At 52.4% G+C, this 26151-nt stretch carries 25 protein-coding genes; 5 read left to right on the forward strand and 20 right to left on the reverse strand.

What is annotated here, in order from left to right:
• Positions 1 to 194: 194 nt before the first annotated feature.
• The 6 genes from LKH74_RS11965 to LKH74_RS10385 form a co-directional block, all read right to left on the reverse strand.
• Positions 195 to 383, reverse strand: a complete 189-nt coding sequence (locus LKH74_RS11965; protein ID WP_353845643.1) for a type II toxin-antitoxin system mRNA interferase toxin, RelE/StbE family — start codon at positions 381 to 383, stop codon at positions 195 to 197.
• Between the two features lie 538 nt (positions 384 to 921).
• Positions 922 to 1881, reverse strand: coding sequence for a beta-galactosidase small subunit (locus LKH74_RS10365; RefSeq protein ID WP_287788912.1), 960 nt, complete (start codon positions 1879 to 1881; stop codon positions 922 to 924).
• On the reverse strand, positions 1865 to 3751 hold the full coding sequence (locus LKH74_RS10370) for a glycoside hydrolase family 2 TIM barrel-domain containing protein (protein ID WP_287788913.1): 1887 nt from the start codon (positions 3749 to 3751) through the stop codon (positions 1865 to 1867). The genes LKH74_RS10365 and LKH74_RS10370 overlap by 17 nt, the downstream gene beginning before the upstream one ends.
• A gap of 168 nt (positions 3752 to 3919) precedes the next feature.
• Positions 3920 to 4351: an Rrf2 family transcriptional regulator gene (locus LKH74_RS10375; protein WP_135368290.1), complete on the reverse strand. Its 432-nt coding sequence runs from the start codon at positions 4349 to 4351 to the stop codon at positions 3920 to 3922.
• Positions 4352 to 4393: 42 nt separating this feature from the next.
• The gene (locus LKH74_RS10380; protein WP_287788914.1) at positions 4394 to 5251 is read right to left on the reverse strand and encodes an SDR family oxidoreductase; all 858 of its coding nucleotides are present in this window, start codon (positions 5249 to 5251) and stop codon (positions 4394 to 4396) included.
• Positions 5252 to 5438: 187 nt separating this feature from the next.
• Positions 5439 to 5843, reverse strand: coding sequence for a hypothetical protein (locus LKH74_RS10385; protein ID WP_135368292.1), 405 nt, complete (start codon positions 5841 to 5843; stop codon positions 5439 to 5441).
• 463 nt (positions 5844 to 6306) lie between these two features.
• Here LKH74_RS10385 and LKH74_RS10390 point away from each other — a divergent pair, with 463 nt between their 5' ends.
• Positions 6307 to 7155 (forward strand): hypothetical protein, encoded by an 849-nt coding sequence (locus LKH74_RS10390; protein WP_287788915.1) that lies wholly within the window; start codon positions 6307 to 6309, stop codon positions 7153 to 7155.
• A gap of 268 nt (positions 7156 to 7423) precedes the next feature.
• Here the strand turns inward: LKH74_RS10390 and LKH74_RS10395 are convergent, their stop codons facing one another.
• The 11 genes from LKH74_RS10395 to LKH74_RS10445 form a co-directional block, all read right to left on the reverse strand.
• Complete coding sequence (locus LKH74_RS10395) at positions 7424 to 7849, reverse strand: GNAT family N-acetyltransferase (RefSeq protein ID WP_287788916.1); 426 nt, start codon at positions 7847 to 7849, stop codon at positions 7424 to 7426.
• A gap of 412 nt (positions 7850 to 8261) precedes the next feature.
• The gene (locus LKH74_RS10400; protein ID WP_287788917.1) at positions 8262 to 9092 is read right to left on the reverse strand and encodes a DUF2399 domain-containing protein; all 831 of its coding nucleotides are present in this window, start codon (positions 9090 to 9092) and stop codon (positions 8262 to 8264) included.
• Complete coding sequence (locus tag LKH74_RS10405; RefSeq protein WP_287788919.1) at positions 9089 to 10051, reverse strand: SbcC/MukB-like Walker B domain-containing protein; 963 nt, start codon at positions 10049 to 10051, stop codon at positions 9089 to 9091. Before LKH74_RS10405 ends, LKH74_RS10400 begins: the two co-directional genes overlap by 4 nt.
• Positions 10052 to 10060: 9 nt before the next feature.
• Positions 10061 to 12211 carry a chromosome partitioning protein ParA gene (locus tag LKH74_RS10410; RefSeq protein WP_287788920.1) on the reverse strand — a complete coding sequence of 717 codons (2151 nt, stop codon included), beginning with the start codon at positions 12209 to 12211 and terminating at the stop codon, positions 10061 to 10063.
• 1 nt (position 12212) lies between these two features.
• Positions 12213 to 13238 carry a hypothetical protein gene (locus tag LKH74_RS10415; RefSeq protein ID WP_287788921.1) on the reverse strand — a complete coding sequence of 342 codons (1026 nt, stop codon included), beginning with the start codon at positions 13236 to 13238 and terminating at the stop codon, positions 12213 to 12215.
• The gene (locus tag LKH74_RS10420) at positions 13231 to 14742 is read right to left on the reverse strand and encodes a hypothetical protein (protein ID WP_434737656.1); all 1512 of its coding nucleotides are present in this window, start codon (positions 14740 to 14742) and stop codon (positions 13231 to 13233) included. Before LKH74_RS10420 ends, LKH74_RS10415 begins: the two co-directional genes overlap by 8 nt.
• Positions 14743 to 15221: 479 nt before the next feature.
• Positions 15222 to 15542 carry an arsenite efflux transporter metallochaperone ArsD gene (gene arsD, locus LKH74_RS10425; protein WP_135368297.1) on the reverse strand — a complete coding sequence of 107 codons (321 nt, stop codon included), beginning with the start codon at positions 15540 to 15542 and terminating at the stop codon, positions 15222 to 15224.
• Positions 15543 to 15604: 62 nt separating this feature from the next.
• Positions 15605 to 17335 carry an arsenical pump-driving ATPase gene (gene arsA / locus LKH74_RS10430; RefSeq protein ID WP_287788925.1) on the reverse strand — a complete coding sequence of 577 codons (1731 nt, stop codon included), beginning with the start codon at positions 17333 to 17335 and terminating at the stop codon, positions 15605 to 15607.
• A 1-nt stretch (position 17336) separates the two neighbouring features.
• The gene (locus tag LKH74_RS10435) at positions 17337 to 17669 is read right to left on the reverse strand and encodes an ArsR/SmtB family transcription factor (protein ID WP_135368299.1); all 333 of its coding nucleotides are present in this window, start codon (positions 17667 to 17669) and stop codon (positions 17337 to 17339) included.
• Between the two features lie 290 nt (positions 17670 to 17959).
• The gene (locus LKH74_RS10440; protein WP_167850177.1) at positions 17960 to 18121 is read right to left on the reverse strand and encodes a hypothetical protein; all 162 of its coding nucleotides are present in this window, start codon (positions 18119 to 18121) and stop codon (positions 17960 to 17962) included.
• 254 nt (positions 18122 to 18375) lie between these two features.
• Positions 18376 to 18978, reverse strand: coding sequence for a TetR/AcrR family transcriptional regulator (locus tag LKH74_RS10445; RefSeq protein ID WP_135368300.1), 603 nt, complete (start codon positions 18976 to 18978; stop codon positions 18376 to 18378).
• Positions 18979 to 19094: 116 nt separating this feature from the next.
• Here LKH74_RS10445 and LKH74_RS10450 point away from each other — a divergent pair, with 116 nt between their 5' ends.
• On the forward strand, positions 19095 to 20570 hold the full coding sequence (locus tag LKH74_RS10450) for a DHA2 family efflux MFS transporter permease subunit (protein ID WP_287788926.1): 1476 nt from the start codon (positions 19095 to 19097) through the stop codon (positions 20568 to 20570).
• A 13-nt stretch (positions 20571 to 20583) separates the two neighbouring features.
• On the opposite strand, the gene LKH74_RS10455 is transcribed toward LKH74_RS10450, so the two are convergent.
• Both LKH74_RS10455 and LKH74_RS10460 read right to left on the reverse strand, forming a co-directional pair.
• A complete protein-coding gene (locus LKH74_RS10455) occupies positions 20584 to 20781 on the reverse strand; it encodes a hypothetical protein (RefSeq protein ID WP_287788927.1) in 198 nt (65 codons plus the stop codon).
• Between the two features lie 121 nt (positions 20782 to 20902).
• Complete coding sequence (locus LKH74_RS10460) at positions 20903 to 21793, reverse strand: EamA family transporter (protein ID WP_135368302.1); 891 nt, start codon at positions 21791 to 21793, stop codon at positions 20903 to 20905.
• A 182-nt stretch (positions 21794 to 21975) separates the two neighbouring features.
• On the opposite strand from LKH74_RS10460, the gene LKH74_RS10465 reads away from it, so the two are divergent.
• Both LKH74_RS10465 and arfA read left to right on the forward strand, forming a co-directional pair.
• Positions 21976 to 22401 (forward strand): hypothetical protein, encoded by a 426-nt coding sequence (locus LKH74_RS10465; RefSeq protein WP_287788929.1) that lies wholly within the window; start codon positions 21976 to 21978, stop codon positions 22399 to 22401.
• A gap of 200 nt (positions 22402 to 22601) precedes the next feature.
• Positions 22602 to 24104 carry an arabinosylfuranosidase ArfA gene (arfA, locus tag LKH74_RS10470; protein WP_287788930.1) on the forward strand — a complete coding sequence of 501 codons (1503 nt, stop codon included), beginning with the start codon at positions 22602 to 22604 and terminating at the stop codon, positions 24102 to 24104.
• 185 nt (positions 24105 to 24289) lie between these two features.
• On the opposite strand, the gene LKH74_RS10475 is transcribed toward arfA, so the two are convergent.
• The gene (locus tag LKH74_RS10475) at positions 24290 to 25234 is read right to left on the reverse strand and encodes a sugar-binding transcriptional regulator (RefSeq protein WP_287788932.1); all 945 of its coding nucleotides are present in this window, start codon (positions 25232 to 25234) and stop codon (positions 24290 to 24292) included.
• Positions 25235 to 25378: 144 nt separating this feature from the next.
• Between LKH74_RS10475 and deoC the strand changes: the two genes are divergently transcribed.
• Positions 25379 to 26029: a deoxyribose-phosphate aldolase gene (deoC, locus tag LKH74_RS10480; RefSeq protein ID WP_287788934.1), complete on the forward strand. Its 651-nt coding sequence runs from the start codon at positions 25379 to 25381 to the stop codon at positions 26027 to 26029.
• Positions 26030 to 26151 lie beyond the last annotated feature (122 nt).

Raw genomic sequence — 26151 nt, forward strand, 5'->3', positions numbered from 1 at the left:
CTTATGTATACACAGAGATGGCAATCCCTGCTAGTCTTTAGGTGCTGAACCAAAAAAGAAAAGAGATAACCAACCCCATGCAACTGAATTATACCAGTAATCGCACCATTTTAAAAATCAGCCTGACCTGGAGTAAGTGTCTAGTTTTCCCCGGTCATCTCTAATTCGATTTATTCCCATTCTGTTGATTTTAGTTAGAGCATGTCGTGTGAACCCGTGTTTAGCACTAACAATGTAATCTCGTCTTCATTGACGATCTCGTATAGCAAAAGCCAGTTGGCATCTAAGTGAATTTCGTTGACACCGGCATGGTTGCCTTTGAGCGTGTGCCACTTAAACTGTCGAGTCAACGTTTCATGGTCTTCAGCAACGATTAAAGCAATCGCTTAGGTCATTTTCGCGGTATCATAGTTTTTTCGCAGCTTTTTCCAGGTTCTTAAAAACAGCTTGGGATATCTGACCTTTTTAATCATCAGGATTGTCAAGGAGCTTCATGAAGTCATCAACGGAGACGGTTTTAGTATCGCCATTTTTAACTTCTGCTAACGCTTGATCTAATTCAATTGCCCAGTTATTACGCGTTACATAGTGGTTATCGATTTGGGTTCACCTCTTTCTCAAATTGTTGATCCAGCAGTTGCGCCAACTGTGTTTCTGTTAAATCGGGCTGCTTTTCAGTATTTTCCATCTGACTCACTTCTCAGCTAATTGGTAGCTAAATCATATCATCTAGATAGTCGATTGCAACTAAAAAGAACCTGAGACAAAAACTTGCCCAGGTTCTTTCGCGTTATTTTTACCTAGCTGAAACGTACGCCCAAAGGCAGCCCGGTTCCGCTTAAAACTGCTAAGGCTTATTCGGTCAGCAGCCTTAATACTCGCCTACTAATCACCTTTTGGCTCACTCTCTTTGACGATGCGCTATTCAACGCCCGCAATCACAAACTTCACCTCATGGTCGGTATCCCCGGCCACGTGGTATTGCGGTTCAACGTCAGCGCCCCAACTGTCGATGCCACCGACACCGCGGGTAGCCCCGTAGATGGTCAGGACCGTCCGCCGAGCGAGCGGCAACTCTTCCATGTGCGTCGCATTTTCCAGTTCCTCCGGCGTGTACGGCAGGCAGCTGAAGGCAAACGGTTGGTCGGCTTGGGCAAACGTCAGGCTAAATGGCTGGTGATCGGGGTCGGCGTTATTTTGCGTCGTGGCCCGCGTGACCTTGACCCAGTCATTTTGCATGTGCATCCCGCATTCCTGCGGCACCATGTACGGCGTCACCGGAAGACCAGCGACGTGGTAGGTGCCCGGTTTGCCGCCAGCTTGGCGGTCCGGATACGTTTCGCCCGACAGGCCTTGGTAATCAAAGCCCGTGGCGCGCGTTGGCATCACGAAACGTAACCCGAAGACTGGCAGCTCTGGTAAGCCCGCGGCCCCGTGGTAGTGGGCGGTCACGGTCATTTGGCCACTGCCATCAACCGTGTAGGCCACGGTCACCGTGGTAGCGGGAACCGTCGGCGTGGTGTAGGTGAAGGTGATCGTCACTGAATCCGCCGTTTCGTGGTCGGAATACTTGTTGTTTTCCGGCGCGATGGGCAGCGGAATGGCCTGACCATCCACCGCCACGTCTACACTGGTACAGGTGCTGAACATGTCGGCCCCCAACCAGGCAGCCGACTTCGTGGAAAAGCCGTTACCCCGGTCGTTATCGGTCGTCGCGCGCCAGAAAGCGGGCATCGGCGTCCGGTACAGCCACTCCTTGCCGTAACGCACCAGCGACTCCAAGCCGCCGCGGTCATAGGCAAAAATGTAGTGGAATCCCGGACCGCTGAGTCCTAGCGTCACGTCGCCGTAAATCACGTTTAATTTAGTCGTGTTGGCCATAGTAGTAGTCCACCTCCTGTAGTGCTGGCTTAGGCGTCCGGTCGGCAAAGAGCAGGCCGTCGCCCGAGAATTCGTAATCCGAGTGCCGGTCGTCGAAGTCCCCACCGTAGCGCAGAACCGGCTGGCCGGTCACCTCATCTTTGGTCCAAAGCGCCTGGTCGATGTAATCCCAAATGAAGCCGCCCTGATACATGGGGTACTTATCGATCAAGTCGATGTAACTGTTCATGCCGCCAATGGAATTGCCCATGTCGTGCATGTATTCACAGTTGACAAACGGCTTGTCCGGATCATTTTTCAGGTATTCTTCGATGGCGCGCGGCGGATCATACATCATACTTTCCATGTCGGAAATGCGGTCCGCGTAGACCCGGTTGCGGCAAACGCCCTCGTAATGGGTCAAGCGTGTCGGGTCGGCGTCGTGGTAGAACTTGTCCATGGCCGCGATGTCATCGCCAGCGTAGGATTCGTTCCCCAGTGACCAGAACAAAACGGCCGGGTGGTTCTTGAACATTTCGTAGTTGCTCTTGGCGCGATCCAAGACGGCCAATTGCCATTGCGGCAGGCTGCCAGGCACGTTGTAAGACGGTTCCACGGCGCCCATCTTTTGCCAGGTCCCGTGGGTTTCCAGGTTATTTTCGGCCATCATGTAGATACCATTTTGGTCACACAGGTGGTACCAGGCATCCTGGTCCGGGTAGTGACAGGTCCGCACGGCGTTGATGTGGTTGTCGTGAAAGACCTGCATGTCGTGGGCCATGTCCGCGGCGGTCACGGCGCGGCCGCGGTGGGCGTCCCATTCGTGGCGGTTGACGCCGTTGATGATCAAACGGTGACCGTTCAATTGCATGATCTTATTTTTCAGTTCAATGCGACGGAACCCGACCTGATAAGGCACGACTTCGACCAGTTGGCCGAGGGTATCGCGCAATTCGATCTGCAGCTGGTACAAATACGGGTCGTGGTGTTGCCACAGGTGGACCGCGTCAACGGTCGTCTCGAGGTCTAGGTTCGCGGCCACGGGCGACTCGGTGGTCCACACGGTGGTGCCGTCGGCCGTCAAGAGGCTCGCCGTCACGGTGCCGGCCAATTGGTCAGCCGCGGACAACTGCAGCTTAACCTTTAAATCGCCGGTCTTAAAGGCATCGTCGACCCCGGCGCGAATCGTCAGATCCTCGACGTGCAAGGCAGGCTTGGCCACCAACCGCACGCTACGGAAGATCCCGGAGAAGCGGAACATGTCTTGGTCCTCGAGAAAGGCCGCGGTACTGTGTTTGAAGACTTCGACGGCCAACAGATTGTCGCCGTCTTGCAGGTAAGGCGTCAGGTCAAATTCGGAGCGGCTGAAACTATCTTCGGCATAGCCCACGAAATGGCCGTTCAACCACAGGTACATGGCCTGTTCGACACCATCAAATTCGACGCTGACCCGTTGCCCCTGCAATTCGGAGTTCAGGGTGAAATGCTTCACGTACGCGCCGACCGTATTTTGCGGGTCGGTACTGAACATCCCTTTTTCGGGGTAATCGGCGCCCATGCTGTAGGCCGGCCGCCGATAATGCTTACCCTCCCACGGATAGGCCGTGTTGATGTATTGAATCTGGCCGTAACCCGCTAGCTCGATGTGGCCAGGAACGGTCAACCGATCGAAGTCCGCCCGGTCAAAGTCTGGCTGATAAAAGCCGACTGGCCGATGTTGCGGGTCTTGCGCAAAGGCAAATTCCCAAGCACCGTCAAGACTTTGGACCAGACTGCTCTGCTGGTTTTGCGCCTCCGCAACCGTCGCGTAGCCGCGGTGATCACTATGTGCGGGTAACTGGTTGACCCGAAAAGTCTGGGGGTCATCCAGCCATGAAATTTCTGCTTTCAAAAGTCTTCCTCCTTTTTAAAACGCTTACATTGGTTATTATACAACAGAATTGATGAGATGCCAGCGAAGTCGTCGGTAATTGTCAGTTGTTGAGTGACAAATTAAAAAGCAGTCTCTCCGGCTACTGGACCGGAAAAACTGCTGGAATTGTTGCCTTTATTTGGTGACCTAGCTCACCTGCTGGTGGCGGTCCTGAACATCTTGGATCATATCGGCGACGGTCAACTGGCGCATTTCGGCCTCGGCCGCGCGCTGAATACGGGTGTACGCCGCATCCAGGGTTTGCTGGATGTGCGCGCCGACCGGACAATCCGCATTAGTCCGCGGATCCACGTGATACAACATCTGCCCGGGTTCCACGGCGCGGGCGACCTCAAGCAACGTGATGTCGTGGGGGTCACACGCCAGGCGCGGTTCGGCGGCCCCGGCATGACTGATGATCAGCCCCGTGTGCTTCAACGTGGCCATCAACCGCCGCACCACGCTGGGATTAGCGCCAATGCTGGCCGCAATCGTTTGACTGTCCAAGAGGCCTTGCGGGGCGATATAGATGTAGACCAAAATGTGAATGGCATCACTCAATTTATACGAATATTTCATGGGTTTTCCTCCAAAATTTGGGCACCATTTCGCCGCAACGCTCTAGCGCTGTAAGATCTCGTGGATGGCGTCCGGTAGGCTAGTCAACGGCCGCCCCAACACGTCTGGCAAATCCGAACTGGTCACGTCTAATTCGCCAGCACGCATCATCGCCTGCATGCTACTCAATACAGCCACTAGCCCCTGGTCCATACCGGCAGCCTGCAGCGATTCCCGGTAGGCCGCGTCGTCAACGGACTTAAAGGTAAACGACTTGCCCGTCACCTGACTGAGTGCTGCGGCCAAGTCGGCATAGGTCCGTGGTTCGCCCCCGAATTCGTAGACTTCCTTCGGCGCCGGGGTCATCAAGACCTGAGCGGCCGCCTCCGCATACTCGCGTTCCAAAGCAAAGCTGATGCGACCCTGACCGGCGGCGTAGACGGCATTTTGGCCGTTGGCGCCGGCTTGCAGGTAGCTGGATTCGTTTTCCAAATACCAAGCGTTGCGCAGGAAGCTGTGCCGCAGTCCGCTAGCCCGTAAGGCTTTTTCCGTGGCCACGTGATCCGTGGACAACGGCGACTGCGCCGTATCGGCGTGGGCAAAGCTGGTGTAGGCCACGAAAGCAACACCGGCCGTTTGCGCCGCTTGGATCACGTTGGCGTGTTGTTGCTGGCGTGAAGGCTCCCCACCCGGCACGGATGAGATGAACAGCAGCCGGTCAACACCGGTCAGGGCCTGGGTCAAGGCAGCTTCGTCGCCGTAATCGGCTTGGCGAACCGTCACACCAGCCGGCAAAACGCTGCGACCCTTAGCGGCATTGCGGACAATGGCCACGATGTCACCGGCATCGACGACCTTAAGTAGATATGAGATGGCAAGTTGACCGAAGCGCCCGGTCGCGGCAGAAATGGCATATTTCAAAATTAACGTCTCCTTATTTTAACATCTGTTATCCTGAACACAACAGCTACAGGATAAATACTGGTTGTTATTTTATAAACCACAGGTTACAGCATAATCGGTTGTGCTTTTAAAGTCAACAGGTTTGTGTGCCTTTTTGAAAAAGACCCAGGAAGCGCATCCCAGGTCTTAAAATGAAGTGTATTAGTTATTTATGATACCAACCCAAATAATCATACTTACTCGACCACGCATTCTTGAATTCGAGCTTGTGATTCTTCAGGACGATTTGGAGCCGGGCATCCTTATCGGTCAGATCCTTGCTCTTGAACGTCCCCTTTAACTTGTAGGTCTGCTTGCCCACCTTTTGGTATTTCAACTGCGACCAGGTACTCGTGGTCGCGTGCTTGCGCGTCAGATGAATCGTCTTAGCTTTTACCTGAAAATGCATCACAATCTTGGTCCCTTGATCCTTGTAGGCCCGTTGCCAATTGCCACGCAGGGCTTTGGGCGTACCATTGTGCCACGTCGCCGCATCAGCGGTCGTGGCGGCAACGCCCCCTACCATGATGGTCGTTAAGGCAATGACCATGACTTGTCCCAACTTTTTCATGTTTTCCATCCTCCAGGAAAATCGATTCAGCTTTTAACGACTTCCGTTGACTGGTCACTACCCAAATTATACACGCCGGGCTTGAAAATTACCGCCATTAACTATCGGAATATTTGGTGTCAAAAATCGATTGGCCGTTTAATCGCCTCTTCCAGCAACTGATGCCAGCACAATTGGTTTGACCGGTGGCGATTGTAAGGTCAGCGGCGAAACGACGCAGCCTGATGGGCACTGCCGCAATGAAGGGGTTATCACCCGGGTTAAGCAGCATTTCCCTCGGTCTCCTTGCCCCGGTTAACCCGGGTTATATTTCCCAATTTAACCCGCATGCCCGCTTTCACCCGGTGCATTTCCACGACATTTCAGGTATACTGAAGTTGATGAAATTTCTTGAAAGGAGTCGGTTCCCATTTTCAAACAGCTTGTCAAAGGCAGCTTGGGTGCCCTCGTCGTTGGGCTTATTGTGGGTGGCGGTTATCTCGCCGCACAGGCCCAAACGGAGAAGCCCAGCGCCATCGTTAAGGTCGGCGATTACGCCGCCAGTACTGACTTTCTCAATTTGAGTGCCTACTACCAAACGACCCGACCCGTGACGGTCAAGGTGGCCTATTTTCCAACTTACAAATCCGGCCACGCCATTCGCCAAAAACTGACCCTGCCTACGGGTATCACGGTCGCGGGGAACCTGACGTCCACCAAATCCGGCAGCTATTTAGTGCCCAGCCTGCAGCTATTTTTGGCACGGCTGAGCTACACGGCCTTGGCTGGCAGCGCCAAACCCGGCTACACGATTGACCCCGGCGCTAGCGCGTATGATCCGCAAGCAACCATCACCGACACGACCAGGCTGAGCGCCTTCAAACGGGTGCCCGCCCCCGACTACATGCCGGGCTACAGTCACGGCGACCTCTACATCGGCGGGGCCAAGGCGGCCTTGAGTCCGGTGGAGCCGCAGACCAAAAGCATTCGGGTAACGCCGGACGGCTACCTGGAGGTCCTCAAGTATGACCGCCGAGCGAACACAGGCTTGGGCTTTTACCAAAAACCCGTTGGCATGGGCAAGATCGTGAAGACCGACTTCAAGGATCCCAACCGCACGCTGTATTTCAGCCACGACATTGCCGGCGTTAAGACCCAACGCGTGACGCGTGACGGCCAAACACTTTACCGTCTGACCTTAAAGAACCTCCATCAACCCCAACACATTGCGGGCAATCCGGAAACGGGGACCGCGGGCACGTTCGACAGTCTGTACCGCATCGGTGGCCAGCTTTACTACACGTTCATTGGCTATGATGGTGTCAGTGATTAAGTTAAGCGATTCGTATCGAGTTGGCTAAAAGGCGATTAGCCGGTTCCGCTATATAAAGATGAAACGAACAAGCTTGGGATGTTTGTGGAGCTGCCGAAAAAGTCAGAAATCCGGCATTTGCAAAATCGAACTCCCCAAAATATAATCAAATAGCCAGCAAAGTGGGGGAAACCATCCACTTTGCTGGCTATTTTTAGGTTTAAATGGTGATTCTTCAAATAACAATTTAGTTTTTCAGCGGTCCCATGTTTGCCCTGTTTTTTTGATTTCAGTGTGTCAGGCGTTTGCAAAAATACGTGGTCGTGACCCCGGCAAACGGGAGATCTGGCAGGGTACCGTAAATTTGATAGCCACATTTTTCGTAGAACCCCACCGCCTGATAGCTCCGCGTCGACAGGGTGATATTGATGACGTGGCGGTCGCGGGCGAGTCGTTCCGCCGCACGTATCAGTTGGGTGCCGATCTTTTGGCCACGATAGGCCCGGTCGATCGCCAGTTGCGTGATGGCCAGATGGTCGTAGCGCCGCCGCATGATGATGCCGCCAATCAGCCGGTCACCATCATAGGCCCCCATTGCCAGTAACTCGCCCACCTTACCGTCATAGGCCAAGTGGTTTTCAGTAAATTGTTGCGTAAAAATCGTGTTTAAATACAGTTCCAGTGTCGTCGAGTCTGTGCGTTTTAAAGTTGCCATCGCTGCGTCCTCCTTAGACCAAGTTGCCTTCATTTTAACGAATTCATCCGGACTTAGCGATAACTAATTTGCCATTAAGTGACTTATGGGGTAAAACGACTCTTTCCCATCCCACCTGAATCCATGCTACAATGACAGTAATCTTACCTGGGGAGGAATCAGGGATGCTCATTAAAATTGTCTCATCTTTTGCCGCTTTGTTTATTACGGTCAGCCTCTTGACGTTCGGCAGTTGTCAGCCACTGCCTCGTCACCGCACCAAATAAGAGCCTGGGATAAAACCTCCCAGGCTCGTTGGCATGACCTTTATATAGCTGAAACGTGCGCCAAAAGGCAGCTGGTTCCGCTTAAAACTGCTAACCAAACAATCCAAAACCGGGATTATTCGGTTAGCAGCCTTAATGCTCGCCAGCTAATCGCCTTTTGGCCCACTCTCCGATTTGGCTAACCACTGCGTTATCAGGGGCTCATACGTGGCAATCAGCTGTTCTTGTTCGACGAACTTGCCCAAGAGGTTGAGCGAGTTGAGTTCTTTTTGAAAGACTGGGTTTTGAATCGCCAGCGACCGGGTTCGCTGGCGATTGGCTTTTCCCTTTAGCGTTAGCCATTGCACCACGTTGACCGGCGACTGGATCGCGGTGAACGTGGCAATTGGCGTTTGTCGCAAGACGCTAAACAGGTGGTCGGCCATCTGAATCCCCCGACTGTCCAAGTCGCCCAAATACGTGAGGGCCACGTGGCGCTGTTCCAGGGACCGAATCAACGCTAGGTACGTGGTGTTAAAGTCGTTGCCCGACTGGTTGATGAGCGGCCAATTGGGATGCAACTGTAGCAACCACGCGAAGACCCCGTTGTTTTCGACAATGATGGCTCGGTCGGTCCGCAATGGAAAATCTCGCATCGCGGTGACCTGCCACGGATTGATCGTCAGGGGTTGGGGCAGGTCGGTTTGAAAGACATTGGCACACGTGAATACGCGGCCAATCAATTTGGCGGTCAATTCCGTGATCTGTTCCGGCTGAAAGCAGTTGGTCAACACCCACCGGTAGTAGTCGTAGACGGCGGGATTTTCCTGCGGGTCGTTGAGGCTATGGGCCGTCAAGCCTAGATCCACGGCCTGTTGGCCCCGCGGCGGCAAGACCTCACCGGCCGCAATGCGGTCAAACAACTTGGCCAACTGAGCAGCTTCTTGCGGGGCACGTTTGCCCGTAGCCGTTTCGTAGGCCTGTTGATAAGTCATCACTGGACATCCCCCCAACTCAAGGCCGGCCGCACGACGTTTTCATGAAAGCGACCGTCATCTTGCTTGGCGGGCGCAATTACGTCATAGGCAATGTTGTCGACGCCATCGGCCAAGATCTTATTTTGCGCCCCACTCGGCATGGTTGCAATAAAGTTGAAGCCAAACCGGGCAATCGTCTTGGCAAACGACTTGGCGGTTTCCGGGTCCAGTTTGTCGGCAAACTCATCGAACATGACCAGATAAGGCGCATCCGGCAGCTTAGCGCGTTGCAGGACCATCTTAGGCACCAGCAACAGTGGTAACACCATGGCCTGGGCCTTTTCCGCCCCGGAGCCTCCGGACTGAACGAACTTGTCGTCGACTTCTTCGTAGTGGTCCTCATCGCTTTGCCGCCGTTTGATCATGACCTTAAAGGCCGACCACTGGCGCGTATCCAACAATCGTTGGGCGGCCGCCATGAACAGTTCGTCATCGTCGGCCACGGTCAGGTCATTGGCCAATTTCTCCAAGCGATTTTGAACCTCCGCCAATAACGTCGGCCGCTCTTGGCGCTGGGGATCACAGGCTTCCGTGATGACCTGGGCATCAACGTCCACCGGCGTCAGGGTGATCTTCAATTTGATACTCTGCTCGCGGCTGACACCCTCCATTAACATCTGGTTGTAATCGCCAATCAACCGGTATTGCGAGGTGATTCGCTGTACGGCCGCAGCCATATAGGTGTCCTGGGCGACGTTGTTGCCAGTCGTGAGTTCCTGCAATGCCCGTTTGACGTGACTTTCATCGGTCGACATCAAGAGCAGCGCCTTGTTGATGTCAAAGGCCACGACCGTCAAGCCGTTGCGGTTAACGGAACGTTGTTGGCGCATGGCACTGGCAAAGTCGTTATACCCCCGCTCCTCAAACAGCGTATCCAAGGCGTTACGGTCGATACCATCGCTATTGTTCTTATGAATCAAGCGGCCGATTCAATCACTGATATCAGCATAGTCACTGTTACGGACCTCGCTACGATGCTGTTGGACAAACGCCAGGGCTTCCAGAATCGTGGTCAGCGGCGTCTCGGCGGGAACGTACGGTGCTAAAGTCTGCAGGATCGCCTGCCCATCCGTTTCCAGCTGGTCCAGTTGGTCCCTGAGACCCACCATATCTTCCTTGGCGGAGCTGATGCGGCCTTCTGCTTGGGCTTGCTGATTACTCAGTTTCGCTTGTTCCCGTTCGAATTGATGTTGCGCCTGTTCGGCCTGGGCAATCTTTTGGTCGATTTGCGTATCGATGACCAGGGCATCCCGGCGTTGTTGCGTGTCGACAATTGTGTCTTGCGCCTGTTGCGCGTCAAAATCAGGGTCCATTTGGGCCTGCACGTCATCGACCTGTTGTTCATAGAGAGCTTGCGTATTAGCCAAGCTCTCTAACTGCCGACTCAGATCCGCCAAGTGCTGAACCAGCTGAGCTAATGACCGCTGCTGTTGCCCCAATTCTGATAAGAAATCAGCCTGGTCTAAGATGACCTTCAAATCAGGATGCGCACGCAACGCCGCCTGTTGTTTCGCCAAGATTTCTTGAAACTGGTCATTCATCTTGGCTGCACCGGCTTCGTGGACGTCAACGTTATCTTGTTGCAGATCCTTGCGCACCCGTCCCTGGAGCGGCCCTTGGAGTCGTTGATCAATGCGTTGGCCTAAAGTCTCCCGCATCTCACTCACGATTTGAACGTCACGGCTGACCCGTTCCTTGGCGCGTTCATCGGCCTGATATTGCGTCAAGACTTTCTTCATTTGTCGAATGTAGTCGGCCAGGCCCACGTTAACGTCGGTCGGCTCAACTTCGGTCACCACGTCCATCAGCTCGGGCAAGTCCGTGGCCCGCGTGGCCAACTGCGTCAATAGCGGCCGCAATTGTTGTTCTTGGACGGCTTGTTGTTGCGTGGTGAGGGCCGCTTGTTGCTGGACCACCTCGGCTAATTGCGCTCGGACCTTTTTTAACTGCTTCTGTTGGGCCTGGTAGATCGCCAACTGCTTAGTGAGACTTTGAATTTGGGCTTGGTATTGGTCGCGTAAGACCACGATACTTTGCTGATCCGCCTTGGCTTGGCGTAATTGCCGTAACTGTTCGGTCACCTGGGTCAGACTCGTCGTCACCAACTGCAACTGTTCCTGCACCGTGGCAATCATCTGCCGCGCCTGGTCAATGACTTCTTGTTTCTTTTCATGGTCCTGGCGCACCCGACTATACGGGATCAGCGTGGTTTCGCGAATGTGATTCAGGTTGCGCCAGAAAATTTCTTTTTTCATTCTCTGGAGGCGTGTTTGGGCCTGTTTCAGTCGTTCCAAGACGCCCTTGGTGCGGTTCACCTCGCGCTGGCTGTCGGCGACCTGTTGAATGATTTGGGGATCGATGCCCTCTTGTGCATGCTTTAGGGCCTCGCGAATCGGCGTAAAGCGGGCATTGCCGGCTGTTAAAATCGGTGAAGCCAACAGGCGATACACCGCGGCTAATTTACCCAGTGATTCGCCACTGGTAAAGCCGTAGACCTGCGTGGCTGCGTATTCCCGATAATTGATGGCTTGGTTGAAAAGCCGTAATTGGTTGCCCAAACCGGCATTGGCTTCACGAAATTCGGCCTCGTTTAGCCCGGTGCCATCAGTGCGCGTCGTGATCAACGGCAACTCGGCGTCGGGCCGATTGCTGATGACGACGAACCACCAGGTGGGCTTACGGATCTCGCCGACAGCCCGGTGCGCCCCCAGGCCTAAAATGACCTGGCGTTTTTGCGACCGCAACCGCATGTAACTGTAGCCCGTCCGCACCTTCATGGCACCGCTGCCCCAGCCCAGTAACATGCTTTCAAAGTTCCGCGATTCGCGGGCACTGTTGCGCGGATTCCCCGTCTGCGTCAATTTGTCGGTACCCTTAGCGGAGTTGAAGGACGGCGTCGCAATCGACCCATCGATCAACATCGGGAAGAAGCAGTTGGCCAGTGTCGTTTTCCCGGCGGCATTTTCCCCAATCAGCGTTAAATTTCCGTTTTCGGCCGCTGGTAGATCCAGGGACCTGTACTTGTTGAAGCTACGCAGGTGAAAACTGACCGGCGTCAAATGTTCCTTTAGTTCCATCATGTTATGCTTCCCCCTCATCTGGCGTCTTGGCGTCCTGTTCTACCATCGTCCGCATGACAAAGCGACTGACGATGGGCGTGGGACTGACGTACTGGTTTTCTTCCTTGACCAAACCGTTATCCGTCAGTGCTTGCTTGACCAGGCTTACTGACACATCGGTTTCTGGAAAAATTTGGCGGGTTAACAAATGAATCCGCGTCGTTAACATATCGCTGGGGATGCCGACCCCCAAGGAATTGGCCACGGCAATCGCCACCACAAACGGCTTGGCCTTGCTGGGCTGACGGGTATTATCCAATAGCAACGCGTAGTCATCCCCGCACTCCAAATCAAATCGCCCCAATTGCGCCCACTGCTCCGCGATTTCTGCCTTGTGTACCAGCAGATCCGGCCACAATTTAGAGGATCGACTCAAGTAGCGTTGCGTCAACAGCGCCCGGTTGACCCGTTGGACCGCCGTCAACGGCTGCGTATCCGTTTGCGCCTGAAGATGGTTGACCAGGCATTGGGCAAAGTAGTTGAAATCCGGACTGACATCCCAGTAATCTTCCACCGTTTGGGTCTGCTCGCTGGGCCCCAGATCGGGCAGGTCGGGCACAAACAACGCGAAGCGGTCCACGAACAAGGCCGTGATCTGCCGGCGAATCTCCTTTTCGTTGAGCGTGACGACCTCACTGTGGACTTGCCGAATGATCGTCTGGGTCGCCACCACCCGGTCGCTTTGGGTATTTTGCAATTCCGGAAGGTTAATGACTGCTTTGATGGTCGCCAGTAATACGTGCACCGCCTCTGGCTCTAAGCGTTGCGTGCCAAACAAGAACAGGAGGTTTTCCTGATAGTTGTCCGGGACCACCCCGAGTAAATTCTTAAAATAGCTGTTCAGCCGCTGTTGGTTAGCTGGTTTCTTTAAAGCATTGATGGCATCCACCATCGGCCCCGTGGTCTTGGGCGTAATCGTCCGGGTGAAGACACCATTATTAAAAAGTTGATTGATAATTAAGCGATCCGTCGCGCGTAAATTACTCATGGTCTTCATCTCCCTTGGCAAACCAGACGGCAAACGACCCCGGCAAGGTCACCGTATACTGCTCATCGACACAGTGGATCCGCACCGGTTCGGCCTTGAGTAGCGCCACCTTGACGACCGGCCGACCAAACGGCGCAAAGCTATCGTAGTGACTGTACCCGGTGGCACTGTAAAGGCGGATAACTTCATCGCGGGCGTGGCGCGAATGAAAGGTCAGGTCATGATCCACGACGCCATAATCCGCGTCTTGCATCACGAGTTGCTGAAATTCCACCAGGCCTGCTTGAGCATCCGGCACTTCAGGGTCATCCGTTGCCAGGGGCGGGTTATCCGCTTCGGTCGCGACCTTGGTCGTGCGCGTTTGGGCCGCATAGACCACGGGTCCCATCGTCGTGGCGTTCAAAAGATCCGCACTATCGTCTAAGTCCTCGCGATCATTGGGCAGGTGGCGGGGAATCGGCTGACGCACGATCAACGATTGATAGTGCGTCAATAGGTGGTCGATTTGTCCCGTCAAGGCCTTGACGTCAACGGTCTGGCTTTGAATGTGGTCGTACTCCTGACTGAGCAAGCGAATCGCGCCCAGAATCGTTTGAAACAAGAGATAGACCGTATCCAGACTGTTGTCAATGGCCGTTGCACTGGGGTCAAAACTCCCCGCGAGTCGTTCCAGTTGGCGCTGGGTGTACGCCTGCACATTTTGAAAACGCAAGAGCATCTTCGCCTGGTCGCCCGTCGCGTGAGCCGCGTCAAGGTCGTCGCTCCCCTGTTGGCTGCGGGCGACGCGTTTGCTAAAGCTAGTGGAATCCGCCAGGGCTTGAATGCGCGGGCCCTGACTCAACAGCTGCTTAAAGGCTGGGATGGCCTTGTCTTGCAGCATCTGTTGTAACTGCTCGGCCGCGGCCCCGCCATGATTGAAGGCCAGGTCGTTAGCCAACTCACTGAGGTCTTCGTCGAGCTTGTGCATTCCCTTCATCACGTCCGCGTAAGCCGCCAGCATATTTTGAAAATCGTTGAACAGCTGCGTATCTTCCGCCGACAGTTCCGGATCGGCCAATTTCGCCACCAACACACAGTACTCCTGAATCCGCGTGATGTTGGCCGTCACCGTGTTATCGGCATCGATGACCTTGACCATCAGGGTTAAATACTCAATACCACTACTCGTAATCTTGTAAACGTAGGATTGGTGAATGTGGTATCCCCCATTCATCATGCGTTTGCGGACCTTTTGGGGAGACACTTCAATCAAGCCCGCCTGAGTGCTCAACACGTCCAAGATGCGTTTCAGAACCTCATCGGTGATGGGCTTTTCTTCCTCATCCAGGTACTCGTTGTTATATTTCTGAGAGAGGTAGTTTAAATCCGTGACCTCGCCACTGGCAGCGCCGTCGTGGTAGAGAATCGTCAACACATTCCAACCGGCCAACCGGTGATCTCTGCTCAACCCGAGATTGTTGGCCAGCAATAACTCTCTTAATTTTGGATCAAGTGCAACTGCGATGATGCTCCCCTCCTCTATGTCGCAGGTTTTCTGCGAGACTTTCATCTCTCCAGTATACCGACAACGCCCGATTAGCGTCTAGTTTACCGGTGAAATTGTTCCGGCAGCTTAATCAGCTTACCAATCTAAATATAAGAATTTTAATTTAACGCATCTGATTAATTATGCGTAGTGTTTACTATACAGAACAGGTGTTCCGGCGTCAACCTTTTTTTGGCGACAGCACCCGATAACATGATTACCCGTTTAATGATTTTGCCACGCGAAAAAAAGGTCTGGGACAAAACTTCCCAGACGCTTCGCATCACCTTTACCTAGCTGAAACGTGCGCCAAAAGGCAGCCCGGTTCCGCTTAAAACAACCAACCAGTCCCAACCCGAGATTATTCGGTTAGCAGCCTTAGTGCTCGCTGGCTAATCGCCTTTTGGTCCATTCCTCTTTTTGTTAGCGATTACATTTCAAGCCTTAACCGGCCTCACTCATGACTGCTTTAACTGAAGTCGCGCGTAATCTGAAAATTCGGCCACGCTTGGGTATTCACCTGACTTGACCACTTCATCTCCCACCATCGTTATTGGTAAACAAGCCATCCCCCGGGTAGCCAATAGTTCTTGGACCACCGCTTGATGGGCAAAGGCCCCGGGATTTTGTGCCAAATTATAGCGAATCACCCGCACGTCTTTGGACGCGTTCACTTCCTTTTGGACCGCCGTCATGCGCAATAAGTCTTGACGAACGACCGGACCACAAACCCCAGTCGGACAACACAGTGCTTCCTCATAAACTTGAATCTTTCGCATAAGCCATCTCGCCTCCCAAGTAAAGAATCTTAGTCACTTTAAACAATTCGTTGTCAATTTTGTCAAACCCGCAAGCGTTGTGCTTCAAAGTCCGGCTGCCAGCCTTCAACCGCAAAGTGCCCGCCCGATACAGCCTCAACCTTGGCTACCCACTTTTTCTCGGCTGTCGCCTTGGCCTGTAATAGCGGACTAGTCGTAGTTGTTGCTAGCAAACTCTCATTGATTAACCACCATTTATGCGGCATTTGCGCGCGATTCAGGTCCGCACTTAATCTTTCGGTTTCATAAACCGGTGTCGCTTCGGGCAGCGTGACCATGACCACTTCAACGTCTTGGGCGTGACGTAATCGCGCCAGTAGGTCGGTGACCGCTACCGGAACAGTGCCCACCGTTCGTCTAACTTCTGCTTCATATTCTCGAGTCGTGTTCAACAACAATAAAGTGTGTCCCGTTGGCGCCGTATCTACCACCGTCACCTCGCACTTGGTCTGGGCAATTTCATCCGCGAACACCCTGAATAAAGCAACTTCTTGGGTACACGGTGACCGTAAATCTTCCTTCACGTAGTCTAAATCATCCGCACTCATCGTTTGCGCCGCCTGCTGGATCACCTGATCTTGATAGTCCTGTAAAACGTGCTGCTGATCAACGTGAGTCACCTGGACCCGGGCGTCCACTTTAAATAACCCCAAATGATCTGCCGGATCAGTCGTAATCAATTGCACCGATTTTCCTCTAGCCACTAAGCCTTGCGCAATCTGCACTGCCGTGGCGGTTTTACCCACGCCGCCCTTCCCCATCGTAAAGATCAGTCGCTTGTCCTGCCGGTCCAAATCAGCAATAATCGTCGCTAACGTTGGTAATTGGGGAGTTGGCTGCCGCAATTGTTGGTGCGGTTCAACCGTTTCTGGCTCTAAAATCTGTCGCACATTGGCGATACCGACCGTACTCCCCGCCCGTAAATAAACTTCGCTTTGCGGGGATGCCGCCAACCGTGGTAATAACTCGGCCAGATCTTGTTGTTGCTGGCGCCGGATTTGCGCCGTCACCTCGTCATCGGCTACTGGGATAACCCCATTAACAATGACTTTCTGCTGCGTCATGCCTAAGCGGTTTAGTTCTGACGCTGTGCGCACAGTCTCTAATAACGAGGTCCGCTGGGGCCGGGTCACTAACAGCATCGTCGTCTTTTGCCCGTCCGCCAACGTTGCCACCGCCTGCCGATAAATTTGCCGGTTATCCGCTAATCCCGCCAGTTGTCCCAAGCAAGAAGTCCCCGTGACGTTCGTATCCAAGTAACTGGTCCAGGCCGCTGGCAGCTGCAACATTCTTAACGTATGCCCAGTGGGAGCCGTATCAAAAATAATATAATCAAAGCTTTGGTCCACCGTCTCATCAGTCAGGAAATGCGTAAACTCATTGAACGCGGCCACTTCAGTTGTACAAGAACCTGATAATTGTTCTTGCATATTTGCTAGTGCTGCCGCTGGTAAGACGCCACGGTACGGCGCCACCACCGACTCACGATAGGCTTTAGCTGCCGCCATGGGATTGAAATTTGCCACTTGCAGATTGGCCACCCCAGGGATGGCTCGCGGCTGGTCGGTCAATGATGTCTGAAAAACATCTTGCAAATTGCTCGCGGGATCAGTCGAAACGAGCATGACTCGAGCACCTTCATCTGCCAGCTTAATGGCGGTTGCGCTCGCAATCGTGGTCTTACCCACACCGCCTTTACCCGTAAAAAATAGATAGTGTGTTAACGCTGAATCTAACGGATCATACCGTTTCACCTTAACCTACCTCCTCACAGTCAGAACCTGCTTGCGTTTTCTCATGACAAATACAGTTCTCATCACGCTGTAACAGCCGTTGGGCGAACTGGGGAAATTCTGTTGTAAATGCCGCAACTAACGTGTAATACTGCCAACGCCCCCGCTTTTCAGCGCGAACAATCCCCGCATCTTGAAGAACCTTCATGTGATGGGACAATGTTGGCTGGGTGAATGAAAAATGCGCTAAAATATCACAAGCACACAACGTCCCACACGAGAGTAGGTCGACGATCTCCAGTCGTTTCGCATTGGCCAATGCTTTGAGCGTCTGAGCATACCCTTCATAATCCACGAAATTCACCCCCAATACATAGATAAGTATCTATACATAAAATATAGATGCCTATCTATGTAAAGTCAAGTTGCGTGATTCAGTAATCGTTCACCCTGACGAAAAAAGGGCCTGGGAAAACTTCCCAGACCCTTCGCGTCACTTTTACCTAGCTGAACCGTGCGCCAAAAGGCGGCCGGCGTTTAAAACTGTTAACCAAACAATCCCAACCCGGGATTATTCGGTTAGTAGCCTTATGCTCGCCGGCTAATCGCCTTTTGGCCCACCCCCTAGTGTTTCACATGAAACATTTAATTAAGGCCGCCGGGATATTGCAACGTCAGGTCTTGAACGTGGAGTAAAACCGGATAATGGGTCGCCAGTGGGGTCAGTGTTAGGGGCGCGATGTGTTCAAAGAGTGGTGCTGTACCAGCGAAGCCAAATGTGAGGTGCTGAATGGTAATTTTGGTCATGTAAAAGAACTTCCCATCTATGGTGACTAAGTATCGGGTGATATGGGATGAAACGAGAACGGTTCTTCACAGTGATCGCATTCTTTCGGTTTAATTTACACCATTCTCGCCTAATTCTAACAATTAGACGTTGATTGTCTTTCAAGTGGCGCAGTTGAGCTGATTTTAAATGATAAAACAATTAAAATCAGTAAAATCCATCTCGTCTTGCAAATTAATTTAATTATAGAATCATCTGCGCCGATCACATGTAATCATTCGGTTAAAGCAGCCGTATAACTAGGGAGCAGGACTGTTTGTACGAAATCGGTTAGTTGGCGATCATCGATTGGTTGATTGACAAAGCGTTGGTAACGAATCCAATCAAAGGGTAATAATTTAAGATTATCAGGAAGATTGGTCCGTGTGAGTTCGTGCCGTTGCTGCGCCCGTTGTAAAACATGGTCGATGGCGTGACTATCAATCTCTTTGACGGCCGTTAACATTTGTTGTAGTTGCGCAGTTTGTTCATGATCTAGGCCGGTAAACCAAGTGTTCATAAGTGCCTGGCCGTAAGCGTCCATGCTCAGGGTAAATCGTTTGAGTACTTGAAAAAGATCAGTCGCTAGATTATGACCAGTTAAAGTGAGCTGATCGAGACGACCGTGATTATCAGTTTTAATTTTATCCTGAATAGCCAGTAAGGCCAAAGTAAATGGTGAATCCCAGTGACGATAGATAACGGGTTTGCTGGTTCCGGCTACTTCGGCAACTTTGGCAAAGGTTAATTGTGCGAGGCCATCCTGTTCTAGAATAGTCCGAGTGGCCTGATAAATGGCGGCATTAAGTTCTGCTCCGCGACGGCGGGTTTTCGTCATATGATAACCTCCAAATTAAGAAACTATATAGTTTCTTATTGACTTTTTCTATCTAGGGTGTATTATACGCTTTGCGTTATTAAGATACCAAAAAGTTTCTTAAAAGGAGAACAAAAATGTCTAAAGAAAATCAGATTCCTAAGTCAACCATTGTGATAGCCTTGGTCATTGTTTTTGGTGCCATGGCACCATTATTGGATTCAACGATGATGAATATCGCCCTTAACAATCTCGTTCATAGCTTTGGTAGTTCGGTGACTACGGTTCAATGGACGGTTACCTGCTATTTACTTGCAACGGGGGTGGCGGTTCCGTTTTCTAGTTGGTTTTTGAATAAGTTTGATGGGAAACATGTTTTCATGGCCGGTGAGATTTTATTTGGTCTCGGTTCAATCATGTCCGCTTTAGCGCCAAGTATTGAGGCTTTAATTGTGGCACGACTCATTCAGGGATTTGCTGGTGGGATTATTATGCCACTGCTGACAACGCTATTAGTGCAAACGGCGGGAACTGCCGTTATGGGACAGATGATGGCAACGGTCGGATTGCCGATGATTTTGGGACCGTTATTTGGCCCCATTATTGGCGGTATCATTATAAAAGTGGCATCGTGGCGGTGGATTTTTTGGGTAAATGTTCCGGTTGTGGTGATTGCGATTGCTTTGATTCTGTGGAAGATGCCCCATTATCCGGCTCAAAATAAGACCGCTAAAATGGATTTTGTGGGGATTCTATTATTGATTCTATCTTCCAGTGCTTTAATTTATGGTATTGTTCAGGCAGCACACCGTGGTAGTTTTATGAATCACACCAGTGTCCTCTTTGTTGGCTCGGGAATCGTTGCGGCGTTATTTTATCTTGGATGGGCCAGCTATCAAGGAAAACAAGCCGTGCTGCCATTATCGCTCTTTAAATTTCGTTCCTTCGATGGCTCTGGTCTGGGGTTATTCATGGCGGGAACCGTGTTAAATGGGGCGATGCTGCTCTTGCCACTGTATTTTCAAAATATTCAAAATATGTCAGTAATCATGGCAGCCTTGGCCTTGTTGCCACAAGGGATTGGCATGTTAATTTCACGAGGATTAACGGGAAAGTTAACCGATAGCTTGGGTGCAAAATATGTGGTCTTAGTGAGTGTCGTCATTACCTTTGTGGGAACGCTCCCCTTTTATTGGTTTGATCAGCACACAGCCTATTGGGTAATCGCGTTAGTCCTGTTCATTAGAGGAATTGGTGCCGGTGGAATCTTAATGCCACTGATGGCGGATGCTTATACCGGTATGCGGAAAGACCAGATTCCGGCAGCCACGATTGGTTCTCGAATTATTCAAAACATTGGGAGTGCTTTTGGTTCAGCCTTAATTACAACGGTGGTAACAGCTGATGCGACGACACGGATTCATACCTTTGCGGAACAATTAAAAGCCGGGAAGTTCCACGTAACGGCTGAACATTTATCAGCTTTTGCGGCCAGTCATGTGCTAGCTTTAAAGATTCAGGCCTTTCAGAATGGTTTTTTGTTAATCTCAATTGTGGCTCTGCTGATTACGTTACCGACATTACTTTTAACCAATAAACGGCACGGTGCCTAACGATAGCCGTGTTTCACGTGAAACCGGACAAGGCAGCAACACTACCCTTTTTAACGACTTCATGTTTGCCACACCGTGGGCAAACACTAAGGGTGTAGGAAAGATCCGCGTAAATACGTAAGGCATCACGTGATTCGTCTAAGACCTTGAAGTTATTAATGTTTTGGTCTTTAATTTGTAAGAGTTTTCTTGTAAACTGTTCTTGGGACATATCATTTTCCTCGCTTTCAATTGGTTTCGACGACTTGATTGTAGCACAGAGGTGATATGCCTCTTTTTTATACAAAAATGGCGTCGATGGAGTTCTCCATCAACACCAAATATCATAGAACCTAATTAAGTTGTCCCCGGCGTTGCATGCTCCAGACGTTGGGCAAGATGACCGCCCCAATGATGATCAGCACGCCGATAATCTGCGGCCAACTGACCGTTTCGCCCAGGATGACAAACGCCACGATGATGGACGATGGCAATTCCAGCGACGATAAGATGGGACCGATGCCCAGCTCCAGGTAAGGCATGAAGATGGAGTAGGCCACCAGGGGGAAGACCATGGAAAACAGCGCAATCAGCACGCCCCACTTGATGGTGTTGCCGGTTACCGGCGCCGTCACGATTTGTGGCCCCCACACAATGGAGATCAACAAGAAAGCCCCAATACACAACAGCCAGGTCTTGCTCAAGGCATCCAAATTGTTCCCCAAGCTGGCCGTAAACTGCATGGTACAAGCGTACGCGCAGGCTGCTAGAAAACTAAAGAACAGGCCTAGCGGCGACAACGCCTGGGTGATGGGAAACAGGCCCGCGGCCAAGACCGTCCCGGCCAGGACCAAGACAATGCTGACGACCTGAACCCGGGATGGCCATTGCCGATGGATGATGGATCCCAGTAGGACCGACAACCAAACGGCCTGCATTAACATGACCGCCGCTGCGGCGACCGGAATTAATTTCAACGACTGAATATAAAAGGTATTGGTAAATCCGGAGGCCGTGCCAGCCGCAATCACCAGCAGAATCTGCTTCCAATTGGTGTGCTGATACCGCAGCCACTGCCGGCGTGCAAAATGGATCACGCCGAGAATGATCACAGCGCTGAGAAACGACCAGAACAATAACGGTCCGTTGACCACGCCTTCGCGGGCAGCAATCTTAAACAGCGTCGCGGGAATCCCGAAACTTACCGCGCCTAACCCTACAAATAGGGGTGCTAACTTCTTCAAAAACTCACCTCATCTAAAAAACTCACCCTTTCATTATACAACACTGGGTCGGTTCGTTAGACCCGGAAAAAATCGGCTGACTGATTCACAGGCATTGACTACACCAATTCCCTTGCAGACTTCCCTTGAATCCCCCACTCAGACTCGTATACTAAAGTTATCATTATGAAAGGGGATTCATCATGAAGAAGATTGTTTACACGACGCTCGCCATTGGCTTGGCGGTGACTGGCCTCGGGGTTGCGAACCCAACCACTGCCAGCGCCAAGACGACCTACCTACCTAAAACCGTTCGCAGCCACACTTGGTATCGCCTGACCGATGGTGCCCAAGGCGGCTTCCATGACAAGACGACCTTTAAGGGAAACCACTTCACGGTCAAAGTCAAGGGGTCCAGTCTGCGTTATCACTGGCACTTTACCGGCCTCAAGAAACACACCAAGACCACTTACTACGGCCGCTTACACTACTCCAAAAAGCGCTCCGAACTTGTTAAGGTTAAGATTTTCAGTCACAAACATTTCGATATTATTCCGAAACATGTCTTCCACCTGGCCGGCAACTACACCGGCAATGAAAGTTACGGCGCCATGATTTTCAAGCGCTAGCCCCACTACGCGACCAGTCACTTGACCCGGCCGCGTTTTTTCATCCCCTCAACTCTGACAAAATTTATAAACGAACAGTGAAATTCCCCATGGCCAGCGACTTTATCCTCCGTTATATTAAAGGTAATTATTTAGTGAGCAAGCAAATGTAACCGCTATCATAAAAGCTCACCACACCATTAAATTTGGAGGTCATACCCATGAAAGGTTCCACGAAGATTCAACCACAAGACGTCATCGCACCGATCGACCGGCGCATCTACGGCTCATTCATCGAACAACTGGGCCGCGCGGTGTACACCGGCGTTTACCAACCCGGACACCCGGCTGCGGACGAAGATGGTTTTCGGACCGACGTGATCAACGCCGTGAAGGAACTCAACGTGCCGCTGATTCGCTACCCCGGTGGGAATTTTCTGTCACAATATCGCTGGGAAGACGGCATTGGTCCGAAAGACCAGCGGCCCACACGACTTGACTTGGCTTGGCGCGAAATCGAAACCAATCAATTTGGCCTCCACGAATTCATGAAGTGGGCGGACAAGGTCAATGCGGTCCCCAACATGGCCGTCAACCTCGGGACCCGCGGGATTCAAGAAGCCGCCGATCTGGTCGAATACTGCAACTTCCCTAAGGGCACCTACCTGAGCGACCTGCGCCGGCAAAACGGGGCGGAACAGCCCTTTGCCATCAAGACCTGGTGCTTAGGCAACGAAATGGATGGTCCGTGGGAAATCGGCGCCAAGACCGCCAGCGAATACGCCCACCTGGCCAACGAAACGGCCAAGGCCATGCGCCGCGTCGACGATTCGCTGGAGCTCGTGGCCTGCGGCAGTTCGTCGATGGACAACCCGACCTTTGGTGAATGGGAAGAAACCGTGCTCGACGAATGCTACGACAACGTCGATTACCTGTCACTGCACCGCTACTACGGCTATTACAACGACGATGACCCGACTGAACTGGACAATTTCTTGGGCAAGAACCTCGACCTCGATGCCTTCATCAAGGGAGTCGTTGCCATGTGTGATGCCGTGAAGGCGCGCAAACGGTCGACCAAAACCATCAACCTGTCCTTTGACGAATGGAACGTGTGGTACCACTCCAACGATGCCGACACCAAGGTCGAACCGTGGCAAGTCGGCCCACATTTGCTGGAAGACGTCTACAACTTCGAAGACGCCCTGCTGGTCGGCAGCCTCTTAATGACGCTGTTACGCAACGCCGACCGGGTCAAAATTGCCTGCCTGGCCCAACTGGTCAACGTGATTGCGCCGATCATGACCGATACCGACGGCGGCGTGTGGAAGCAGTCCATCTTCTTCCCGTTCATGCAGGTCGCTAACTACGGCCAAGGCAAGGTCCTGGTCGATCACAGCCAGTCGGCCACCTACAATTCCCGGGAATTCAAGGATATTCCGTACTTAGACACCGTCACGACCTACGATGAGGCCAGCCAAACGCTCACGGTCTTTGCCGAAAACAAACACCAGACCGATACGCTGGACTTCGACTTAGATCTGACCGACTTCACGGTCGACCACGTCATCGATGCCACTCAGTTCTACGGCTACGACATCAAGGCCGACAACCGTGACGGCAAGATGCAGCTCCAACCACTCGCCGTCAACGCCAGTGGCCACCAAGCAGCCGTGACGCTACAGCCACTGTCCTGGAACGTCCTGCGGTTCGCTGTTAAATAGTCATTTCCAATCACTCGCCATCGAAATTAAACTCACTCACCGCGTAATTTTGCCGGTGGGTGAGTTTTGCTATCCGCTACTGATACAAACGAAACTCAATCATTTTTTGTAACCCCTAACGCAAAAAAAGCTTGAGACAACCGCCCAAGCTCCTTGCGAATGCTACTATACAATTTACCTGTCATTTACAACCGCAACAACGCCTTAGCCACCGCCTGGTCCACGATCAACACGTTGGCGTGATGGCCCACGAGCGCCGCGTGGATTGGCTGCAATTTGGCCTGACCGCCCGCCACTAAAATAGCGTAACGCTTCTTGCTCAGCCGCTCGAGTGGAATCGACACCGTGCGTTGGTCTAGGTCTGGTGCGGCCAAGGCTCCGGTCGCCGTGATGTAGTGGGACAAGACGTCACCCACCGCATCGGTCTGGAGCTGGTGAATCTGCTGGTCATCCAGATAGCCCGACTGAAACAACATCGCCGTGGGCCGCGTCGTGCCGACCGTGTACAGCGCAATGTCGGCGGCATCCCCCTGCGCCACGACCTGCTTGATGAATTGGTCGGTCATGGCCAGTTGCTTGATCCGTGCGTCGCTGAACACGATGGGCAGCGGTAAGAGACTCGCCTGCGTGTGAAAGGCCCGGTTGAATTTCTGGGTGATGTCGGCCGAAAAGTTATCTTCGCTAGAATTGGTCACGCTTCCCTTGAGCTGGACCAACCGGACGTTGCGGTTGTGACTGGCATGCAGGTGATTGGCCACGGCCTCCATGGTCCGCCCCCAGTTGATGCCAATGGTCACGCCGTCCGTGACGATCTCATCGAGGTAATCGGCGGTGACGGCTCCCAACTGTTCCAAAATCCCCTGCTCATCGTAGTTGGCCTGTTCGGCGATCACGACGTCTTTCAGCTGATACTTGGTCCGCAACTGCTCGCGCATGACCCCGGTATCTTCAAACGGGTCGTGAATGTTGATGGTCACGATGTGGTTATCGCGCGCTAACTGGAGTGATTTGGACACCGTGGGCCGCGACAGGTCCATCTTGCGGGCGATCTCTTGTTGGCTCAGGTCATCTTGATAGTAATACCGGCTGACAGCCAAGATTCGTTCGATCTGTTTCTTGGTTAATGCCATGGGTTTCCCTCCTTCGTCTGAATAATTTTTGTCGTTAACCTATTCTACCACACTTTACATTTGTTATTTTTATTACTTTACATTTGTAAAAATACGTGTTAAATTAAGTGGGTAAATAACTTAACATTGAAAAGAGGAACTCACATGACCACATTAAATCGCACCATCGACCACACCTTACTGGCCCCAGAAGCCACGCAAGCCGACATCGACCGCATCATTCGTGAAGCTAAGGAACACCATTTTCGCTCTGTCATGCTCAACCCTTACTGGGTCGCCTACGCCCATCAACAATTGGCTGATACCGACGTGAACACCGACACGGTCATCGGCTTTCCTTTGGGGGCCAACACCACGGCCATCAAGGTTGCCGAGACGAAACAAGCCATCCACGATGGGGTCGACGAGATCGACGTGGTCATGAACATCGGTGAATTCAAGAGTGGCCATTTTGCCACCGTGACCAGTGATTTGAAAGCGGTTATTCAAACGGCTCACGACCATGACAAATTGGCCAAAGTCATCATCGAAACAGCCCTGTTGAGCGATGCCGAAATCACCCGGGCATCTGAACTCGTGGTCGACGCCGGCGCAGAATTCGTCAAGACCTCCACTGGTTTTTCCACCCGCGGCGCCAGCGTCCATGACGTGATTTTGATGAAGCAAGCCGTCGGTGACCGCATCCAAGTCAAGGCGTCCGGCGGCGTCCACACTAAGGCAGAAGCCGAAGCCATGCTAGCCGCCGGGGCCACGCGGCTGGGCACCAGCTCAGGCATTGCCGTCGTCAGCGAATAGCCCACGAACTTTAACTTGACGCCACCGCCACCACGTGCGATACTACTCGTGGTGCCAAACCACGGTGGGGGTACGCGATCGGTGCGCAAGCATTCCGAAGGTCGCCGCACCTCACCACAGCA

Source organism: Levilactobacillus sp. (genome assembly GCF_022646225.1).
Taxonomy (GTDB): Bacteria; Bacillota; Bacilli; order Lactobacillales; family Lactobacillaceae; genus Levilactobacillus; species Levilactobacillus suantsaiihabitans.

Coding starts and splice junctions, on each gene's coding strand:
- LKH74_RS10365 (WP_287788912.1), bottom strand. CDS start 1,881: ATGGCCAACACGACTAAATTAAACGTGATTTACGGCGACGTGACGCTA.
- LKH74_RS10375 (WP_135368290.1), bottom strand. CDS start 4,351: ATGAAATATTCGTATAAATTGAGTGATGCCATTCACATTTTGGTCTAC.
- LKH74_RS10385 (WP_135368292.1), bottom strand. CDS start 5,843: ATGAAAAAGTTGGGACAAGTCATGGTCATTGCCTTAACGACCATCATG.
- LKH74_RS10395 (WP_287788916.1), bottom strand. CDS start 7,849: ATGGCAACTTTAAAACGCACAGACTCGACGACACTGGAACTGTATTTA.
- LKH74_RS10410 (WP_287788920.1), bottom strand. CDS start 12,211: ATGATGGAACTAAAGGAACATTTGACGCCGGTCAGTTTTCACCTGCGT.
- LKH74_RS10415 (WP_287788921.1), bottom strand. CDS start 13,238: ATGAGTAATTTACGCGCGACGGATCGCTTAATTATCAATCAACTTTTT.
- arsD (WP_135368297.1), bottom strand. CDS start 15,542: ATGCGAAAGATTCAAGTTTATGAGGAAGCACTGTGTTGTCCGACTGGG.
- LKH74_RS10440 (WP_167850177.1), bottom strand. CDS start 18,121: ATGACCAAAATTACCATTCAGCACCTCACATTTGGCTTCGCTGGTACA.
- LKH74_RS10445 (WP_135368300.1), bottom strand. CDS start 18,978: ATGACGAAAACCCGCCGTCGCGGAGCAGAACTTAATGCCGCCATTTAT.
- LKH74_RS10450 (WP_287788926.1), top strand. CDS start 19,095: ATGTCTAAAGAAAATCAGATTCCTAAGTCAACCATTGTGATAGCCTTG.
- LKH74_RS10455 (WP_287788927.1), bottom strand. CDS start 20,781: ATGTCCCAAGAACAGTTTACAAGAAAACTCTTACAAATTAAAGACCAA.
- LKH74_RS10465 (WP_287788929.1), top strand. CDS start 21,976: ATGAAGAAGATTGTTTACACGACGCTCGCCATTGGCTTGGCGGTGACT.
- arfA (WP_287788930.1), top strand. CDS start 22,602: ATGAAAGGTTCCACGAAGATTCAACCACAAGACGTCATCGCACCGATC.
- LKH74_RS10475 (WP_287788932.1), bottom strand. CDS start 25,234: ATGGCATTAACCAAGAAACAGATCGAACGAATCTTGGCTGTCAGCCGG.
- deoC (WP_287788934.1), top strand. CDS start 25,379: ATGACCACATTAAATCGCACCATCGACCACACCTTACTGGCCCCAGAA.